This window comes from Kingella denitrificans ATCC 33394, assembly GCF_000190695.1.
GTDB lineage: Bacteria > Pseudomonadota > Gammaproteobacteria > Burkholderiales > Neisseriaceae > Kingella_A > Kingella_A denitrificans.
The window spans coordinates 2,173,832-2,190,293 of the sequence record NZ_GL870929.1; the positions used below are offsets into that span (position 1 = coordinate 2,173,832).

The following is a 16,462-nucleotide window of genomic DNA, read 5'->3' on the forward strand; positions in this document are numbered from 1 at the left end:
GCAGCCTTTCCCACAGAATAAGGAATGTGAAAATGAACCAAGCCTCGTTAAAAGAAAAAGTCTTGCTCGTTACAGGTGCATCGCAGGGATTGGGTGCGGAAGTGGCCAAAGCCTGTGCGGCGGCCGGTGCCACCGTGGTGTTGTTGGCGCGCAGCCAGAAGAAGCTGGAAGCCGTGTATGACGAGATTGTGTCGGCCGGCGGCCCGGAACCTTATGCCATCGTGTTTGACATGATGCCGGCGCAGGAAAAAGAATTCGAGCAGTTGGCGCAGACAGTGGCCGCCGCCACCGAAGGCCGTTTGGACGGCATCATCCATTGCGCCAGCTATTTTTATGCGTTGTCGCCGCTGGATTTCCAAACGGTCGGCGAATGGGTGAACCAATACCGCATCAACACCGTGGCGCCGATGGCTTTGACGCGCGCCATGCTGCCCATGCTGAAAGCGTCGCCCGATGCTTCGGTGATTTTTGTCGGCGAGAGCCACGGCGAAAAACCGCAGGCATATTGGGGCGGATTCGGTGCATCGAAAGCCGCGTTGAATTATCTGTGCCGCGTGGCGGCCGACGAATGGGAGCGCTTCGAGCATCTGCGCGCCAATGTGCTGGTGCCCGGTTCCATCAATTCGCCGCAGCGCATCAAAACCCATCCGGGCGAAGCGGCCGAGGAGCGTAAAAACATGAGCGACATCACGCCGCAATTCGTGTGGTGGGTCAGCGCGGAAAGCCGCGGCCGTTCGGGCGAAATCGTGTATTTATAATTTGTTCGACCTAATCAGGGCAATGTGGGACATTCTCTCCATTGCCCTAATTCTATGCCCAAATCAAACAGGTTCACCCTGCCGATGCCGACCCGAATCAGCCGCAGGCAGGGATAACCCGCTTTGGCCGTCATCCGCCGCACCTGGCGGTTTTTCCCTTCGCAGATTTGAATTTGCAGCCAGAAATCCGGCACGCTTTTGCGCACACGGATGGGCGGGTCGCGCTGCCAGATTCGGGCGGTTTCGTGTTCGTCCAGCAGGCGGATGCGTGCAGGCTGCGCAACGAAATCGCCCAAATCCAAAGGCCGCTGCAACAACGCCAGCCGTTCGTCGTCGGGACTGCCTTCCAGTTGCGCCCAGTAGGTTTTGGTCAATTTGAAACGCGGATTGGCAATACGCGCCTGCTGCCGCCCGTCGTCGGTGAGCAGCAGCAGGCCTTCGCTGTCGGTGTCCAGCCGGCCGGCGGGGTAAACGTTGGGCACGGGCACGAAGTCTTTGAGCGAACGGTGTTTTTCGTGCGGGCTGAATTGGCAAATCACGCCATAAGGTTTGTTGAGGGCGATTAACATGTGCAGGCTGCTTTCTGGGTTGATGAATGGTTTGTATTTTAGGATGAAACGGGTGCAGGCTGCTTTTTATCGGCACGCCAGCTTCGGGACTTGCGCCCAATCTTGGCCTTGCGCGTCTTTGGGCGACAGCAGCGGCGCGCCTTGCAACGGCCATGTTATGCCGACGTGCGGGTCGTCCCAGCGCAGTGTTTGCTCGGCGGACGGGTTGTGGTAGTCGGTGCAGCGGTACAGCAGCGTTGCCGGGCCGTCCAGCACATAAAAGCCGTGCGCGAAACCTTCGGGCAGCCAGAGTTGCCGCCCGTTTTCGGCCGATAGGATTTCCGCCGCCCATTGCCCGAAGGTGGGCGAATCCTGCCGCATGTCCACCGCCACGTCAAACACGCGGCCGGCGGTAACACGCACCAGTTTGCCCTGCGCGTTTTCGGTTTGGTAATGCAGGCCGCGCAGCACGCCCTGATGCGACTGGCTGTGGTTTTCCTGCACGAACGCGCGCTCGGCAACGTGTTCGCAAAACCAGTCGTGGCGGAACGTTTCCATAAAAAAGCCGCGCGAATCGCGGAAGATGTGCGGGTCGATGCGTTTCACATCGGGCAGGCGGGTGGGGGAGGCGTTCATTCGGCTTTGTTTCCGTTAATCAAAATAATCACTTAAATCGTGCAATGCCGCCCGCCAGTCGCTGGGGGCGATACCGAAAGCAGCCTGCACTTTGCGGCAGTCCAAGCGGGAATCGGCAGGGCGCTCGGCGGCGGACGGATAATCGCGGCTGGAAACGGGGCGCACTTCCGGCACGCGCGGCAGCAGCCCTTGCGCGGCAGCCTGCACCAAAACGGCACGGGCAAACTCATCGCGCGACACCGCCGTATCTCCGGCAAAATGGTACACGCCCCAAGCGGCGTTGCCTTGCACGGACTGGTTTGCCATGTGCAACAAAGCTGCCGCCGCGTCGTCCGCATAAGTCGGGTTGCCGCGCTGGTCGTCCACCACGTTCAGCACAGGCTGCCGCCGACCCAGCTGCAGCAGGGTTTTGACGAAGTTGCCGCCGTGTTTGCCGAACACCCATGCGGTGCGGACAATCAGGTGGCGCGCGCAGGCAGCCTGCACCGCTTGTTCGCCGGCATATTTACTTTGCCCGTACACGTTCAGCGGCGAGGGCAGGTCGGTTTCGCGGTAAGGCGCGGCGCGATGGCCGCCAAAAACATAATCGGTGGAAATCTGCACCATCGCCGCCCCGACGGTTTGCGCCGCCTGCGCCAAGTGCGCCGCGCCCGCTGCATTCACGGCAAATGCGGCTTCGGGTTCGCGTTCGGCATCGTCCACGGCGGTATAGGCGGCGGCATTGATGATAACATCGGGGCGGAAGGCGAGGGCAGCCTGCAACACGTCGTCGCGCCGCGTGATGTCCAGCGTGCGGCGGTCAGCGGCGAACACGTCGGCTTTGCCGTGCAGCAGGGCGGTCAGGCGGCGGCCGATTTGTCCGCCCGCGCCGGTAATCAGGTATTTCATGGTGTGGTTTCCGTGGTGCGGCGGCAGGGCAGCCATCCGAATCCAAAAGCAGCCTGCACTTTCGCCGGCTTCATGCGCCTGCCAGCCGCAGCAGATATTGCCCGTATGCCGTTTTCCGCATGGGCGCGGCCAGGGCGAGCACTTGTTCCGTGGTCAGCCAGCCTTTGCGCCACGCGATTTCTTCCAAACAGGCAATGTATAGGTTCTGCACGTTCTGCACGGTGCGGACAAAGGCGGCGGCATCGTGCAGGCTTTCGTGCGTGCCCGTGTCCAGCCATGCGAAACCGCGCCCCAACCGCTGCACGTGCAGGCTGCCTTCGGCCAGATACAGGCGGTTCAAATCGCTGATTTCCAATTCGCCGCGCGCAGACGGTTGCAGGCGTTTGGCCCATTCCACGGCACGCCCGTCATAAAAATACAGCCCCGTCACCGCCCATTCGGATTTCGGTTGTGCGGGCTTTTCTTCAATGGCGACGGCGCGGAAACCGCTGTCCATCTCCACCACGCCGAAGCGTTCGGGATTTTGCACGGGATAGGCGAACACGGTTGCGCCGTGCGTTTGCGCCGCCGCCTGTTGCAGCATTTGTGTAAACGATTGTCCGTAAAAAATATTGTCGCCCAGCACCAGGCAGATTGGGTCGCCGTCAATAAACGGTTCGGCAATCAGCAGCGCCTGCGCCAGTCCTTCGGGCTGCGGCTGCACGGCATATTGCAGGCGGATGCCGAAACCGCTGCCGTCGCCCAGCAAACGGCGGAAGGCGGGCAGGTCTTCGGGCGTGGTAACGACCATGATGTCGCGGATGTCCGCCAGCATCAGCACGGACAGCGGATAATAAATCATGGGCTTGTCGTACACGGGCAAGAGCTGCTTGGAAATGCCGCGCGTGCTGGGATACAGGCGCGTGCCCAAACCGCCGGCAAGGAGGATGCCTTTCATATCGGCCTTTCGGGTGCAGGTTGCTTTGGGGAAGCTGAAAAAGCAGCCTGCAAATGTGTATTTGAAAAAATTTTGGGCTATCGGTATTGCCAAAGCTTGAAAAGCAGCCTGCACGCCTTATTGCGTGAATGTGCAGGCTGCTTTTTAGCGTTCCGTCAGCTCTTCGGCAACACGGTAGCTGCCTTCCTGTATCCGCCGCCACCAGCGTTCGTTGTCCAAATACCACTGCACGGTTTGGCGCAGCCCGCTTTCAAAGGTTTCCTGCGGTTGCCAGCCCAGTTCGCGGCGGATTTTGCGCGTGTCCACCGCATAGCGCACATCGTGGCCAGCGCGGTCGGCAACGTGGGTAATCAAATCGCGGTAATGGACGGTGTGCGGCGGTTTGTGGTGGGGCGCAAGTTCCTGCAACAGGTCGCAGACGGCATGGACAACGTCAATATTCCGCCGCTCGCTGCCGCCGCCGATGTGGTAGGTTTCGCCGACGGTGCCGCGCATCAACACGCAATACAGCGCCCGCGCGTGGTCATCGACATACAGCCAGTCGCGGATTTGCCGCCCGTCGCCATACACGGGCAGCGGCCGGCCGGAAAGTGCGTTCAAAATCATGTGCGGAATGAGTTTTTCGGGGAACTGGCGGCTGCCGTAATTGTTTGAACTGTGGGTGACGAGGGTGGGCAGGCCGTAGGTGCGCTGCCAGGCGCGGACGAGGTGGTCGCTGCCGGCTTTGCTGGCGGAATAGGGACTGGAGGGCGCGTAGGGCGTGGTTTCGGTGAATTTATCGGTGCTGCCACCGCCCAAATCGCCGTACACTTCGTCGGTGGAAACGTGGTGGAAGCGGAAGCGGGTGCGTTCGGCTTCGGGCAGTGCCTGCCAGTAATGCCGCGCGGCTTCGAGCAGTGTGAACGTGCCGACCAGGTTGGTGCGGATGAAGTCGCCCGCATCGGCAATGCTTTTATCGACATGGCTTTCGGCGGCCAAATGCACCACGGCGTGCGGGCGGTGGCGGGCGAAAATGCGGTCGAGGCTGCTGCGGCAGGCAATATCGGCACGTTCAAACGAATAGTGCAGGCTGCTTTGGACTTCGGCCAGATTGTCCAAATTGCCTGCGTAGGTGAGCTTGTCCACGTTGATGACGTGGTGGTCGGTGTGGCGGATAAGGTGGCGTATCAGCGCGGAACCGATAAAGCCTGCGCCGCCGGTGATGAGGATGTTCATGTGTCGTCCGCCCAAAAAAGCAGCCTGCATGGTGCGCCGTCAGCGCTGTGCGGCAAAATCGGCAAATTCGTGCAGGAAATTGCGCAGCATATCGTGCCCGTGTTCGGTGAGCAGTCCTTCGGGGTGGAACTGCACGCCTTCAATCGGGTGTATTCGGTGGCGCACGCCCATGATTTCTTCGTCCGCCGTCCATGCGCTGACGGCGAGCGATTCGGGCAGGGTGGCGCGGTCGATGACCAGGCTGTGGTAGCGCGTGCAGGTAACGGGGTTGGACAATGATTGGAACATGCCGCTGCCGTGGTGGAACACGGGCGAGGTTTTGCCGTGCATTAGGGTTTTGGCGCGGACGATGTTGCCGCCGAACGCTTCGCCGATGGCCTGATGCCCGAGGCAGATGCCGCAAATCGGGATTTGCCCCGCGAAATGCCGAATGGCGGCCACCGAAATGCCTGCGTCTTTCGGCGCGCAGGGGCCGGGGCCGATGAACAGGTATTGCGGCTTCATGGCGGCGATTTCGTCCAGCGTGATTTCATCGTTGCAGCGCACGGCGACATCTTGTCCGAGCTGCGCCAGATATTGCACGATGTTGTAGGTAAAGCTGTCGTAGTTGTCAATGAATAAAAGCATAAGGCCACCTGTGGATGCGGAAGTCAGCCGACGCGGTAAAACGCGAGGCTGCCGAGCAGATTGGGGAAGTGTCGGATGCGCTGCCCGCCGGTCATGACGGCGCGTTCGAGGACGCGGATGTGGTTTTGGGCGCAGAGCCGGTCGAAGTCTTGCAGCGTGCACCAGTGGATATTGGGCGTGTTGTACCATTGGTAGGGCATGCGTTCGGACACGGGCATGTGCCCGCCCAGCGCGATTTGCAGGCGGTTTTTCCAATAGCCGAAATTAGGGAAGGAAACGATGGCCTGTCGGGCGATGCGGGTCAGGTCGCGCAGGATGGTTTCGGTGTTCTGCATGGCTTGGATGGTTTGGCTCAATACGATGACGTCGAAGCTGTGGTCGGCAAATGCGGCCAGCCCGCGTTCCAAATCGGCCTGAATCACGTTCACGCCGCGCGTCAAAGCAGCCTGCACGCTGTCGGGGTCGATTTCGATGCCGTAGCCGGTGCAGTGTTTGTGCCGCATGAGTGCGCCGAGCAGTTCGCCGTCGCCGCAGCCCAAGTCGAGCACATGGGCGTTTTGGGGTATCCAGTCGTAGATGAGTTGTAGGTCGTCTCTTAAGGTCATGGTGTGCTTTCGGGAGGGTGCAGGCTGCCTGAACTGCGGTTTCAGCGGTTGCGGCTCAGATAATCCAAAATCTGTGTGTCGCTGTCGAACTCGGTGTGCGTGCCGTCTTCACCGGTCAGCCGGAAGCGTGTCCAGCCGTTGCCTTGCGGCTGTATGGTTACACCGTCGCCCGTTTGGAAAGACAGTTGGTTGCGGCGGTCGGCGCTTAGCGGGATTTGCACTTCGCGGCGGTCGGAAAATTCAATCTGCAAAAAATGGCGGCCCAGTGCGGTTTCGGGCGATGCGTCCGGCATCGGCGGGAGGTGGTAAATCAGGCAGGGTGCTTCCGCATCGGGTTGGCCGTTCGGGCGGACGGTTCTGCATTGGGCGTGTTCGCGCAGGTATGAGCCGGTCATCCAGTCCGTTTTTCCGGACGGATAGTGTTCAAAGCGCGGCGGGGTGCAGGCTGCCAGCAGGACGGCGGCCAATAGGGTGCGTTTCATACGGTATGCGTTATGCATTTGAAGCCGGCTGCAAAACCATGGGGGTGCAGGCTGCTTTCGGGTTATTCGGCCAGCGCCCATTCGGGTTTGCCTGTGCCGGAGCGGTATTGCAAATAGGGCGGTGCGAAACCGTCTTTATAAATGATGAGGTAATCGTTGCTGCCGATTTTTTGGTAGTTCGGCTGCCAGCCTTGTTTGTTTTTGTGGAAGCCGAGCTGAATCAGCAGCGCTTCTTCGTGGGGTTCGGGCAGCTTGTTGTACTGGCGGCGGTAGGTTTCCAGGTGCTGAATCAGGGTGTTGCCGTTTTCGATGTCTTTATAGCGCCGCCATTGCCACGGAATTTGCGTATAGCCCACGGCGATGGCGGCCAGCAGGAAGATGCCGATGAATGTGTTTTTCATGAGCCGACCTTAATGTTGCGCATATACGCGCGCACGCCTTCGATATAGGGCTTGTCTTCCATCAGGAAGGCATCGTGCCCGTGGACGGATTCGACTTCGATATATTGCACGTTTTTGCGGTTGGCCACCAAGGCTTTGACCAATTCGTGCGAACGTGCGGGTGGGAAACGCCAGTCGGTGCTGAAGCTGGCCACGAAAAAATCGGCTTGGACGCGGCTCAAAGCAGCCTGCAAATCGTTGCCGTATTCGGCGGCGGGGTCGAAATAGTCCAAGGCTTTGGTCATCAGCAGGTAGGTGTTGGCATCGAAGCGGTCGGCGAATTTGTCGCCTTGGTAGCGCAGATAGCTTTCCACTTCGAAATCCACGTCGTAATGATAGTGCAGGCTGCCGTCGCGCAGGGTGCGGCCGAATTTTTTGCCCAAGCCGTGTTCTGCCAGATAGGTGATGTGCCCCATCATGCGGGCAATGCGCAAACCGCGGCGCGGCTTGGTGCCGTGTTGCGCGTAATGCCCTTCGTGGAAATCCGGGTCGGTCAGGATGGCTTGGCGCGCCACATCGTTGAACGCGATGTTCTGCGTGCTCAAACGCGGCGCGGACGCAATCACCAGCGCATGGCGCACCCGTTCGGGGAAATCCATCGTCCATTGCAGCGCCTGCATGCCGCCCAAGCTGCCGCCCACCACGGCCGCCCATTGCGCAATGCCCAAGCGGTCGGCCAGCAGAGCTTGGCTTTTTACCCAGTCGGACACGGTCATCATCGGGAAATCCGCGCCGTATTGCCGCCCTGTTTCGGGATTGGTGCTCAAAGGCCCGGTGCTGCCTGCGCAGCCGCCCAAATTGTTCAGCGCCACCACGAAGAATTTGTCCGTGTCGATGGGTTTGCCCGCGCCAATCATGTTGTCCCACCAGCCCGGATATTTGTCGTCCGCGCTGTGCCGTCCGGCGGCGTGGTGCGTGCCGGAAAGCGCGTGGCAAATCAAAACCGCGTTGGATTTGTCGGCATTCAGTTCGCCGTAGGTTTCCACTATCAGCTCGAAACGCGGCAGGGTTTGCCCGTTTTGCAGCGTGAAGGGGGCGTCGAACGAGAAGGTTTCCGGGGTAACGATGGTGTGGCTGGTAACGGACATGGCGGTATGGCGGATGGGTTGGGGTGGAAAAAGCAGCCTGCACATTAAAATTCAGCAGGCGGTGGCACGGCAATGCGTTTATTGCGCCGTATCGGCATCGTCTTCCGTGCGGCGACGGAACAGCACCAGCAGTTTGCCGATGTGCTGCACCAGTTGCGCACCGGTGGCAGCGCACAATGCTTCGCAAATGGCGATGCGCTCCATGCGGTCATCGCCGAACACGCGCACTTTAATCAGTTCGTGGGCGTGCAAAGCCTGCCGCGTTTCGGCAATCACGGCATCGGTCAAACCCTTTTGCCCCACCATCACCACCGGATTCAGGTGGTGGGCGCGCGCTTTGAGTTCGGTTATTTCCTGTTTGGTCAATAATGGTTCGGTATTCGACATTTTTAAGCAGTTCCCGCGGGAAACAAAAATGGCTATTGTACGCGAAAATCCGCCTTCCGTGCAGGTGCAGGCTGCTTTGAGGGGCAACCAAATTCCATTAAAAATTCATTCGAAATGTGTTATATTCCGCCCTGCACACAATGTAGGCGCGTGTAAAACAGCGTTAAAATTTATCAAAAGATTGATGATTAATAGGAAAGGAACCAAATCATGTCTTGCGAACATTTGGTCATGCAGTACAGCACTTTCAGCAAAAATCCCAATGACCCTTTGACCGAGCCCATGTTTTTCGGCCAGCCGGTGAACGTGGCGCGTTACGACCAGCAGAAATATATTGCCTTTGAAAATTTGATTGAAAAGCAAATCTCCTTTTTCTGGCGACCGGAAGAGGTCGATTTGTCGCGTGACCGCATCGATTATGCCAACCTGCCCGAACACGAAAAACACATTTTCATCAGCAATCTGAAATACCAAACGCTGCTCGACAGCATTCAGGGGCGCAGCCCGAACGTGGGCTTTTTGCCGCTGGTGTCGATTCCCGAACTGGAAACGTGGATTGAAACGTGGGCGTTTTTCGAGACGATTCACTCGCGCAGTTACACGCACATCATCCGCAATATCGTGAACGACCCGTCGGTCGTGTTTGACGACATCGTGCAGAACGAATACATTTTGGCGCGCGCCGAAGACATTGCCTGCTACTATGATGATTTGATTGAATACACGCAATATTTCAATCTGTTGGGTGAAGGCACACACACGGTCAACGGCAAAATAGTGGAAGTTTCGCTGCACGAATTGAAGAAAAAGCTGTATCTGTGCCTGATGTGCGTGAACGTGCTGGAAGCCATCCGCTTTTATGTGTCGTTTGCCTGCTCGTTTGCCTTTGCCGAGCGCGAACTGATGGAAGGCAACGCCAAAATCATCAAACTGATTGCACGCGACGAGGCGCTGCACCTGACCAGCACGCAACACATGCTCAACCTGATGCGCGGCGGTTCGGAAGGCACAGAATGGGCGCAAATCGCCCAAGACTTGCAGCAGGAATGCTTCGATTTGTTTGTGAAAGCCGCCGAACAGGAAAAAGAATGGGCCAGCTATCTGTTTAAAGACGGTTCGATGATTGGGCTGAACAAAGACATCCTGTGCCAATATGTCGAATACATCACCAACCACCGCATGCTGGCGGTGGGCTTGCCGGTGGCGTTCCCCAAATCGACGCAGAACCCGATTCCGTGGATTAACGCATGGCTTTCGTCCGACAATGTGCAAGTGGCGCCACAGGAAGTGGAGATTTCGTCCTACCTTATCGGTCAGATTGACGCGGAAGTGAAAACGGAAGATTTGGAAGATTTTGAATTGTAAACAGAAAAAAGCAGCCTGCACCGTCATTGCCACAGTGCAGGCTGCTTTATTTGATATAACGCAAATAAACGGGGTGATTCCCTGTTTAAAGATGTAAAAAAAGGTTAAACTACAACCGACAACACATATCGGTTTTTATTTGCAAGATTTAACCAACCTGAGGAAACATTATGAGCGAGAAGCAACTACAACCGTTTGAAAAAATAGAACTGGGCGACCAGCAAAGCAGCCTCAAAATCTTTGAGGAAATGGTGCTGAAATATCAAGGCCAGGTCAGCAAGGAAGACAGCGATTCCGCACCGCTGCCTGCGGATTATCCGTATAAAACGCGCATGAGCCGCCGCGTGTACGAAAAAGAAAAGAAAAAGCTGCAAATCGAGCTTTTGAAAGTGCAAAGCTGGGTAAAAGAAAGCGGCCAGCGCATTGTGAGCCTGTTTGAAGGACGCGATGCGGCAGGCAAGGGCGGCACGATTAAGCGGTATATGGAGCATCTGAATCCGCGCGGCGCACGCGTGGTGGCATTGGAAAAGCCGACCGAAACCGAACGCGGCCAATGGTATTTCCAACGCTATATCCAAAACCTGCCCACTGCGGGCGAAATGGTGTTTTTCGACCGTTCTTGGTACAACCGCGCCGGCGTCGAGCGCGTGATGGGTTTCTGCGACCCGCAGGAATATTTGCTGTTTATGCGCCAAGCGCCCGAATTGGAAAGAATGCTGGTGGCCAGCGGCGTGCATTTGTTTAAATTCTGGTTCTCCGTATCGCGCGAAGAGCAGTTGCGCCGTTTCGTATCGCGCTATTCCGACCCGCTGAAACACTGGAAACTGTCACCGGTCGATGTGCAGTCGCTCGACCGCTGGGATGCCTATACCGAAGCGAAAAATGCCATGTTCTTCCATACGCACACGAAAGACGCGCCTTGGGCGATTATCAAATCGGATGATAAAAAACGCGCGCGTTTGAACTGTATCCGTTATTTCCTGCACCATTTGGATTATCCGAACAAAGATGTGAAAGCCATCGGCCCGGTGGATGAACTGATTGTACTGCAACCGAATATGAATGCCGTGGCACAAGAAGGCGGTTAGTTTCCCGACCCAAAAAGCAGCCAGCACTTGGAAAATGAAGTGCAGGCTGCTTTTTTGTATCTGGCATAGCGGCGGCGGTATTTTTTATTTGAATCGGCTATACCATTGGCTATAATGCCGTTTTACCCGAAATTTTTTAAAACCCCTGACCAATATGTTGCCCGAAGTCCGCCAGCAGTTACACATCACCGACACCACCGCGCGCAAACTGGAAAAGCTGCACCTGAACACCGCGTGGGATTTGGCGCTGCACCTGCCGCTGCGTTATGAAGACGAGACGAAAATCGTCCCCATTTCCGCTGCGCCGCTGGGCGAAGTGTGCCAAGTGGAGGGCGAAGTGCTGCATCAGGAAGTGCAGTTCAAGCCGCGCAAACAGTTGGTGGCGCAGATAAAAGGCGATGACGGCGCGATACTGAATCTGCGGTTTATCCATTTTTATCCCAGCCATCAAAAGCAGCTGGCACCGGGGCAGCGGGTGCGCGCGTTGGGCGAAATCAAGCGCGGCTATGAGCGCTGCGAGATGATACACCCGAAGATTAAATCGCCCGAAAAACAAGCGCTGGCTACCAGTTTGACACCCATCTACCCCACCACCAACGGACTGACCCAGCCCGTGCTGCGCAAAGCCGTGCAGGCTGCATTGGCGCAGGTGGACATGCACGAAATCCTGCCCGCACGCGTGCTGGACGATTTGCGGCTGCCCACGTTGGCCGAAAGCCTGCGTACGCTGCATTATCCGCCGCCGCATCTGTCTGCAGGGCAGTTGGGCAGCGGCACATTGCCCGAATGGCAGCGGCTGAAATTTGACGAATTGTTGGCGCAGCAATTATCGATGCGCCTGGCGCGGCAGCGGCGCCAACACGGGCAGGCCATGCCGCTTTCGGGCGACGAACGGCTTTGCCGCGCACTATTGGGCAATTTGCCATTCCGTTTGACGGCGGCGCAGGAGCGCGTGTGCAGCGAAATCCGTGCCGATTTGGCGCAAAGTACGCCCATGCACCGCTTGTTGCAAGGCGATGTGGGCAGCGGAAAAACCATTGTGGCCGCATTGAGCGCATTAACCGCACTGGAAAGCGCACAAGAAGTGCAAGTGGCAATTATGGCGCCCACCGAAATTTTGGCGGAACAGCATTTCATGAAATTCCGCCAATGGCTGGAACCTTTGGGGCTGACGGTGGCGTGGTTGTCCGGCAGTTTGAAGAAAAAGGAAAAAGAGCAGGCCAAAGCCGCGCTGGCAGACGGCCGGATACGCGTGGCGGTGGGAACGCACGCGCTGTTTCAGGATGATGTGGCGTTCCGGCAGCTCGGTTTGGTGATTGTGGACGAGCAGCACCGCTTCGGCGTGGCGCAGCGGCTGGCATTGAAAAACAAAGGGCGCGAAGTGCACCAGTTGATGATGTCGGCCACGCCGATTCCGCGCACGCTGGCCATGAGTTTTTATGCCGATTTGGACGTGTCGTCCATTGACGAGTTGCCACCGAACCGCACGCCGATTAAAACGCTGCTGGTCAATCAGGTGCGCCGCCACGATGTGGAGGGCTTTGTGCTGAACACCTGCCAGAAAGGGCAGCAGGTTTATTGGGTTTGCCCGCTGATTGAGGAAAGCGAGGTGCTGCAACTGCAAACCGCCACCGACACGCTGGCACGGTTGCAGGCTGCTTTGCCCGGGTTGTCGGTCGGTTTGGTGCACGGGCGCATGAAGGCGGCGGAAAAAGCGGCGGTGATGGCAGAATTTATTGCCGGCAGGCTGCATGTTTTGGTGGCGACCACGGTGATTGAAGTGGGCGTGGACGTGCCCAATGCCAGCCTGATGGTGATTGAGCACGCCGAGCGGATGGGCTTGGCGCAGTTGCACCAGTTGCGCGGCAGGGTGGGGCGCGGTGCGGCGGCCAGCTCGTGCGTGCTGATGTTTGCCGAGCCGTTGAGCGCATTGGCGCGCGCGCGGCTGAAAGTGGTGCGCGAACACACGGACGGCTTTGAAATTGCGAAACAGGATTTGGAAATCCGCGGGCCAGGCGAATTTTTGGGGGCGCGGCAAAGCGGCGTGCCCATGCTGCGTTTTGCCGATTTGCAGACCGACCTACATTTGCTGGAAGCGGCGCGGCGGGTGGCGGCAGATTTGATGGCGGACGAGCCTGAAATTGTGGCGCAGCATTTGCAGCGCTGGCTGGGCAGCAGGGAAGGGTTTTTGGCGGCATGAAAAAGCAGCCTGCACTTTGGAAAATGAAGTGCAGGCTGCTTTTTGGGTTGGATTTGCATTGAATTTGCACGAGAAAGGAGAATTATGCCAACTGGTCTAATACGCCGCTTTCACAAATGGCGTTGATGAGTTTTTGCAAAATGGTCATGGGTGGCCTCGCCGTTTCGTATTTCTTGTTGATGTGGATGATAGTGCCATTTATGAGTTCCGTGAAGCCGAAAGGAGGTTATGCCAATAAAATTTTTGGGAGCAGATTGCCTGGAGTATACTGGCCGTATATTGAGGGCTGATAAAAGATTATGCAGGAGGATTTTTGAAAATGGAAACGAGGAAATACCGCAAGGTTATGTTATCTGTCTGGGGAATTATCAATATTTCTATAATCATCTGTTTTATTTTTGAGTTTTGCAATACAGAGCATTATTTGATGGCGGAAATGTATTTGAAATATTTTCTTCTTCCTTTGTATTTAAGTTTTCCATTAGGCACAGCAGCAATTTTTATCACCATACTAATGCTCAATTTTCTCTTTCCGAATTTAAGCAATTTCACCGGCACTAATTTAATCCTATTATTTATATGCTATTCAGTAGCAACGGTTGCATTTTATTTCCAATGGATTTATCTGTTTCCTAAGTTCTTTTTTAAGAAAAATAAGCAATAGAGGACGCGGATTGGATTCTATTTGTCAAAATTGGGTCAGCCAGTTTAGTGCTTGGCTTAATAAATCAATCGGCAGGATTTGATTATAGAAATGATGTTTTATCATAAAGAATAAGGCCAGCCATGTTTTCAAGTAAGATGGTTAAATTATTAAACATAATCATTATTTTTGTATTGTACAATATTTTATTGCTTCAATTTCAATCTAATTTAATAGGTTCTTTGGGTATTAATCATTACAATTTGATTGTTTATGGTGCATATTTTATAGTTGGTTTGGTGTCTTCATATTGGTGTATCGGTGTCATCAATTTATTTTTGATATTGGCAATATGCATAGGCTTCATGACGATATTCATCACGGGCTTACACAGCTATTCTGCGGTTTATGCCCTTATTTCCATCTTGTTGGGATTGGTCGGATATTGGGTTTTGTTTTTAGGAAGAAAATTAAAACGCTGTTTTGAGCAAATATCGTGATAGCCTTTTTTCTATGTGGATACATCAATTATGTTTGATTTTAAAAGAATTAATTTAGGCATAACATTATATATCCTTATTTTGTCCGTTTTAATGCATGTGCTGCCTAATGGAACAGGGGAAGTGGGGGATAAAATTTGGCATTTATTCCTTTATCTTATCCAGGGAGGGGATTGGACTTTTCCCATCATTTACCCATTGTGGATTTTGTGTCTTATTCAGTTGGTTTTTTTATTCAAAAGAAACGATAAGAAAATAGACTATTTCTTCTTGATTATTCTGAATTTTTTCTTTTTAAATATTTTGAATTATTTGATAATTTTGGCCGGATTTTTATTTTTTTATCATGGCAAGCCGCTTTGATGGAAGGAATGAATACAACATTTCCCAAAAAGTGCAGGCTGCTTTACACGTCCTTTCATCTTATTATCATTCCAATAAATTAATTATTTATTCAGTTTGAAAATCGTCTGGAAGTTCAGGCAGGGCATCGATGAGCGTTATTTTTTCAAAGGCGTTTCGCTGCCGGCAGGGAATTTCGGCATATTCGCCGTCATGGTATACGCCCAGCAAATACGCTCTTCCTTCTGAAAGGTAAAGCACGGTGGTGACATAGTCCGCATTGCCGTTGCGCAGCCACATTTGTCTTGCGTGGGCACGGTCGCCGTTGTCTTCGATCGTAAAGTTTCGCTGGTAAACCTGTGTTTTAGGTTGTGTAAATTCCAGTTCTGGGCGGGCCAGGTTTTTGCCAAAGCGGTAGCGCACGTTGCCGTCATGTTGCCGGATATGCACTTGCTTGCCGTTGGCGATTTGGCAATAAAACAGCGTGTCAGCGGTGGCAGAGACGGGAGTGCTGGCGAGCAGGAGTGCGGCGAATGCGGGGATTAGGGCGGGCATGGGGTGTCCTTTTTTTAAGTGCAGGCTGCTTTTTGCACGGTTATGCTGCTTGAAAATCATCGTGCCGCAGTTGGCGCGCATCCAGGCATAGGCGAACGGCCAGCCAAAAATGGCACAGCGGTCACAGGCATTCGGACAAGGCGGCGTAGCGTTGTGCGTCTGCTAGGCTCATTTCGCCTGCACCCGCGCCGAATGTGAGAAAGGCGTTGAACAGGAAAATGCCGCAGGCAGCCGCCGCGTATTTTCCTGCGGTGCAAAAAAATTTGCGCGTGTACGCTCGGGCGCGGGGCTGTGCCGCTTGCCGGTGGAGGCAGACGGCAAACAGGGCGGCTCCTGCGGCAAGCCACAATGCGGCTTGGACGAGCACGCCGCTTTGGGCGGTGTGCAACAGGGCGAGTTGGAAGAGGGCTGCGGCAAGAGCGGCGAGGCCGTATAGAAGGAATATTTTGTTTTTCATGATGTTTTGTTTCGTGAGAAATGTGCAGGCTGTTTTTGCGGGCGGTTTCAGGCAGCCTGCACTGTGAAATGTAAACTGCAGGCTGCTTTTCGGTTTACGGGCGGACTCGGCCAGCAGGTCTGCGCCATTTCATTTTTTCTTCCAACGCGCGAATGACGATGCCGCTGTTTTCGCCGAAGGAGATGCCATCGTCCCCCTGCACCATGCGTTCCAAATTAAGGCGGACGGTGCACTGCTGCCGGGTGGTGATGATAATGCCGATGTTTTTGTCGTAAACCTCTTCATCTTTGCCCGTCATTCGCTCTTCATACCAATGGATGACTTGCACGATGTCGGCATAGTGCAGGCTGCCTGATTGGGGGTAAATGCAGAAATGCAGGGCGGTATCGCCCAAGCGGACGTATTCGTCATGCTTCCGATACCATTGCCACAGCTTCCATTTGCTGCGGGCAAACCAAATTATCCCGCCTATCAGCATAACAAACATTATGGCGGAACCACTCTCGGGGCCGAAGTAGTCGATGGCTATCATTGAGAAAACCACCCAAGACACGATGGCATCCTTCACGGTGCGGACGCCGGGGATAATAGGGTAGGATAAGGGGCGGAATGTCCATTGTTGGGGCGGTCGGGGCATGGAATTTGGAGTGCAGGCTGCTTGGAATGGGTTTCATGTAGCAAAAATGCGTGGACAGTGAGTG

At 55.2% G+C, this 16,462-nt stretch carries 18 protein-coding genes; 4 read left to right on the top strand and 14 right to left on the bottom strand.

Annotated features, from left to right (window positions below):
- Nucleotides 1-32 precede the first annotated feature (32 nt).
- The gene (locus HMPREF9098_RS10820) at nt 33-758 is read left to right on the top strand and encodes an SDR family oxidoreductase (protein WP_003784782.1); all 726 of its coding nucleotides are present in this window, start codon (nt 33-35) and stop codon (nt 756-758) included.
- A gap of 14 nt (nt 759-772) precedes the next feature.
- Here HMPREF9098_RS10820 and HMPREF9098_RS10825 read toward each other — a convergent pair whose 3' ends face one another.
- The 11 genes from HMPREF9098_RS10825 to yhbY form a co-directional block, all read right to left on the bottom strand.
- A complete protein-coding gene (locus tag HMPREF9098_RS10825) occupies nt 773-1,327 on the bottom strand; it encodes a pseudouridine synthase (RefSeq protein WP_003784783.1) in 555 nt (184 codons plus the stop codon).
- A gap of 66 nt (nt 1,328-1,393) precedes the next feature.
- Complete coding sequence (rfbC, locus tag HMPREF9098_RS10830; RefSeq protein ID WP_003784784.1) at nt 1,394-1,942, bottom strand: dTDP-4-dehydrorhamnose 3,5-epimerase; 549 nt, start codon at nt 1,940-1,942, stop codon at nt 1,394-1,396.
- Between the two features lie 15 nt (nt 1,943-1,957).
- Complete coding sequence (gene rfbD / locus HMPREF9098_RS10835) at nt 1,958-2,830, bottom strand: dTDP-4-dehydrorhamnose reductase (protein WP_040564989.1); 873 nt, start codon at nt 2,828-2,830, stop codon at nt 1,958-1,960.
- 70 nt (nt 2,831-2,900) lie between these two features.
- Nucleotides 2,901-3,767 carry a glucose-1-phosphate thymidylyltransferase RfbA gene (rfbA, locus tag HMPREF9098_RS10840; protein WP_040564498.1) on the bottom strand — a complete coding sequence of 289 codons (867 nt, stop codon included), beginning with the start codon at nt 3,765-3,767 and terminating at the stop codon, nt 2,901-2,903.
- Between the two features lie 144 nt (nt 3,768-3,911).
- Entirely contained in the window at nt 3,912-5,012 is a 1,101-nt protein-coding gene (gene rfbB / locus HMPREF9098_RS10845; RefSeq protein WP_003784788.1) for a dTDP-glucose 4,6-dehydratase, read from the bottom strand.
- A 9-nt stretch (nt 5,013-5,021) separates the two neighbouring features.
- Nucleotides 5,022-5,609, bottom strand: coding sequence for an aminodeoxychorismate/anthranilate synthase component II (locus HMPREF9098_RS10850; RefSeq protein ID WP_003784789.1), 588 nt, complete (start codon nt 5,607-5,609; stop codon nt 5,022-5,024).
- A gap of 23 nt (nt 5,610-5,632) precedes the next feature.
- Nucleotides 5,633-6,214, bottom strand: a complete 582-nt coding sequence (gene metW, locus HMPREF9098_RS10855; protein WP_003784790.1) for a methionine biosynthesis protein MetW — start codon at nt 6,212-6,214, stop codon at nt 5,633-5,635.
- 41 nt (nt 6,215-6,255) lie between these two features.
- The gene (locus tag HMPREF9098_RS10860) at nt 6,256-6,696 is read right to left on the bottom strand and encodes a hypothetical protein (protein ID WP_147285370.1); all 441 of its coding nucleotides are present in this window, start codon (nt 6,694-6,696) and stop codon (nt 6,256-6,258) included.
- Between the two features lie 62 nt (nt 6,697-6,758).
- A complete protein-coding gene (locus HMPREF9098_RS10865; protein ID WP_003784792.1) occupies nt 6,759-7,097 on the bottom strand; it encodes a hypothetical protein in 339 nt (112 codons plus the stop codon).
- A complete protein-coding gene (gene metX, locus HMPREF9098_RS10870; RefSeq protein WP_040564992.1) occupies nt 7,094-8,224 on the bottom strand; it encodes a homoserine O-succinyltransferase MetX in 1,131 nt (376 codons plus the stop codon). Before metX ends, HMPREF9098_RS10865 begins: the two co-directional genes overlap by 4 nt.
- A gap of 78 nt (nt 8,225-8,302) precedes the next feature.
- Nucleotides 8,303-8,611: a ribosome assembly RNA-binding protein YhbY gene (gene yhbY, locus HMPREF9098_RS10875; RefSeq protein WP_040564994.1), complete on the bottom strand. Its 309-nt coding sequence runs from the start codon at nt 8,609-8,611 to the stop codon at nt 8,303-8,305.
- Between the two features lie 231 nt (nt 8,612-8,842).
- Here yhbY and nrdB point away from each other — a divergent pair, with 231 nt between their 5' ends.
- From nrdB to recG, 3 genes are all read left to right on the top strand, one after another.
- Nucleotides 8,843-9,976, top strand: a complete 1,134-nt coding sequence (gene nrdB, locus HMPREF9098_RS10880) for a class Ia ribonucleoside-diphosphate reductase subunit beta (RefSeq protein WP_115324864.1) — start codon at nt 8,843-8,845, stop codon at nt 9,974-9,976.
- Nucleotides 9,977-10,146: 170 nt separating this feature from the next.
- The gene (ppk2, locus tag HMPREF9098_RS10885) at nt 10,147-11,064 is read left to right on the top strand and encodes a polyphosphate kinase 2 (protein WP_003784801.1); all 918 of its coding nucleotides are present in this window, start codon (nt 10,147-10,149) and stop codon (nt 11,062-11,064) included.
- Between the two features lie 154 nt (nt 11,065-11,218).
- Nucleotides 11,219-13,264, top strand: a complete 2,046-nt coding sequence (gene recG, locus HMPREF9098_RS10890; RefSeq protein ID WP_003784804.1) for an ATP-dependent DNA helicase RecG — start codon at nt 11,219-11,221, stop codon at nt 13,262-13,264.
- Between the two features lie 1,593 nt (nt 13,265-14,857).
- On the opposite strand, the gene HMPREF9098_RS10910 is transcribed toward recG, so the two are convergent.
- The 3 genes from HMPREF9098_RS10910 to HMPREF9098_RS10920 all read right to left on the bottom strand — a co-directional run bounded on the left by HMPREF9098_RS10910 (nt 14,858) and on the right by HMPREF9098_RS10920 (nt 16,398).
- Nucleotides 14,858-15,304: a hypothetical protein gene (locus HMPREF9098_RS10910; RefSeq protein ID WP_147285369.1), complete on the bottom strand. Its 447-nt coding sequence runs from the start codon at nt 15,302-15,304 to the stop codon at nt 14,858-14,860.
- A gap of 121 nt (nt 15,305-15,425) precedes the next feature.
- A complete protein-coding gene (locus HMPREF9098_RS10915; RefSeq protein ID WP_003784817.1) occupies nt 15,426-15,761 on the bottom strand; it encodes a hypothetical protein in 336 nt (111 codons plus the stop codon).
- A gap of 94 nt (nt 15,762-15,855) precedes the next feature.
- Nucleotides 15,856-16,398 (bottom strand): hypothetical protein, encoded by a 543-nt coding sequence (locus tag HMPREF9098_RS10920; protein ID WP_003784818.1) that lies wholly within the window; start codon nt 16,396-16,398, stop codon nt 15,856-15,858.
- Nucleotides 16,399-16,462: the final 64 nt, after the last annotated feature.

What these genes read in the sequence shown, in the direction of transcription:
- HMPREF9098_RS10820 (WP_003784782.1), top strand. Translation starts at nt 33, where the DNA reads ATGAACCAAGCCTCGTTAAAAGAAAAAGTCTTGCTCGTTACAGGTGCA.
- HMPREF9098_RS10825 (WP_003784783.1), bottom strand. Translation starts at nt 1,327, where the DNA reads ATGTTAATCGCCCTCAACAAACCTTATGGCGTGATTTGCCAATTCAGC.
- rfbC (WP_003784784.1), bottom strand. Translation starts at nt 1,942, where the DNA reads ATGAACGCCTCCCCCACCCGCCTGCCCGATGTGAAACGCATCGACCCG.
- rfbD (WP_040564989.1), bottom strand. Translation starts at nt 2,830, where the DNA reads ATGAAATACCTGATTACCGGCGCGGGCGGACAAATCGGCCGCCGCCTG.
- rfbA (WP_040564498.1), bottom strand. Translation starts at nt 3,767, where the DNA reads ATGAAAGGCATCCTCCTTGCCGGCGGTTTGGGCACGCGCCTGTATCCC.
- rfbB (WP_003784788.1), bottom strand. Translation starts at nt 5,012, where the DNA reads ATGCAGGCTGCTTTTTTGGGCGGACGACACATGAACATCCTCATCACC.
- HMPREF9098_RS10850 (WP_003784789.1), bottom strand. Translation starts at nt 5,609, where the DNA reads ATGCTTTTATTCATTGACAACTACGACAGCTTTACCTACAACATCGTG.
- metW (WP_003784790.1), bottom strand. Translation starts at nt 6,214, where the DNA reads ATGACCTTAAGAGACGACCTACAACTCATCTACGACTGGATACCCCAA.
- HMPREF9098_RS10860 (WP_147285370.1), bottom strand. Translation starts at nt 6,696, where the DNA reads ATGAAACGCACCCTATTGGCCGCCGTCCTGCTGGCAGCCTGCACCCCG.
- HMPREF9098_RS10865 (WP_003784792.1), bottom strand. Translation starts at nt 7,097, where the DNA reads ATGAAAAACACATTCATCGGCATCTTCCTGCTGGCCGCCATCGCCGTG.
- metX (WP_040564992.1), bottom strand. Translation starts at nt 8,224, where the DNA reads ATGTCCGTTACCAGCCACACCATCGTTACCCCGGAAACCTTCTCGTTC.
- yhbY (WP_040564994.1), bottom strand. Translation starts at nt 8,611, where the DNA reads ATGTCGAATACCGAACCATTATTGACCAAACAGGAAATAACCGAACTC.
- nrdB (WP_115324864.1), top strand. Translation starts at nt 8,843, where the DNA reads ATGCAGTACAGCACTTTCAGCAAAAATCCCAATGACCCTTTGACCGAG.
- ppk2 (WP_003784801.1), top strand. Translation starts at nt 10,147, where the DNA reads ATGAGCGAGAAGCAACTACAACCGTTTGAAAAAATAGAACTGGGCGAC.
- recG (WP_003784804.1), top strand. Translation starts at nt 11,219, where the DNA reads ATGTTGCCCGAAGTCCGCCAGCAGTTACACATCACCGACACCACCGCG.
- HMPREF9098_RS10910 (WP_147285369.1), bottom strand. Translation starts at nt 15,304, where the DNA reads ATGCCCGCCCTAATCCCCGCATTCGCCGCACTCCTGCTCGCCAGCACT.
- HMPREF9098_RS10915 (WP_003784817.1), bottom strand. Translation starts at nt 15,761, where the DNA reads ATGAAAAACAAAATATTCCTTCTATACGGCCTCGCCGCTCTTGCCGCA.
- HMPREF9098_RS10920 (WP_003784818.1), bottom strand. Translation starts at nt 16,398, where the DNA reads ATGCCCCGACCGCCCCAACAATGGACATTCCGCCCCTTATCCTACCCT.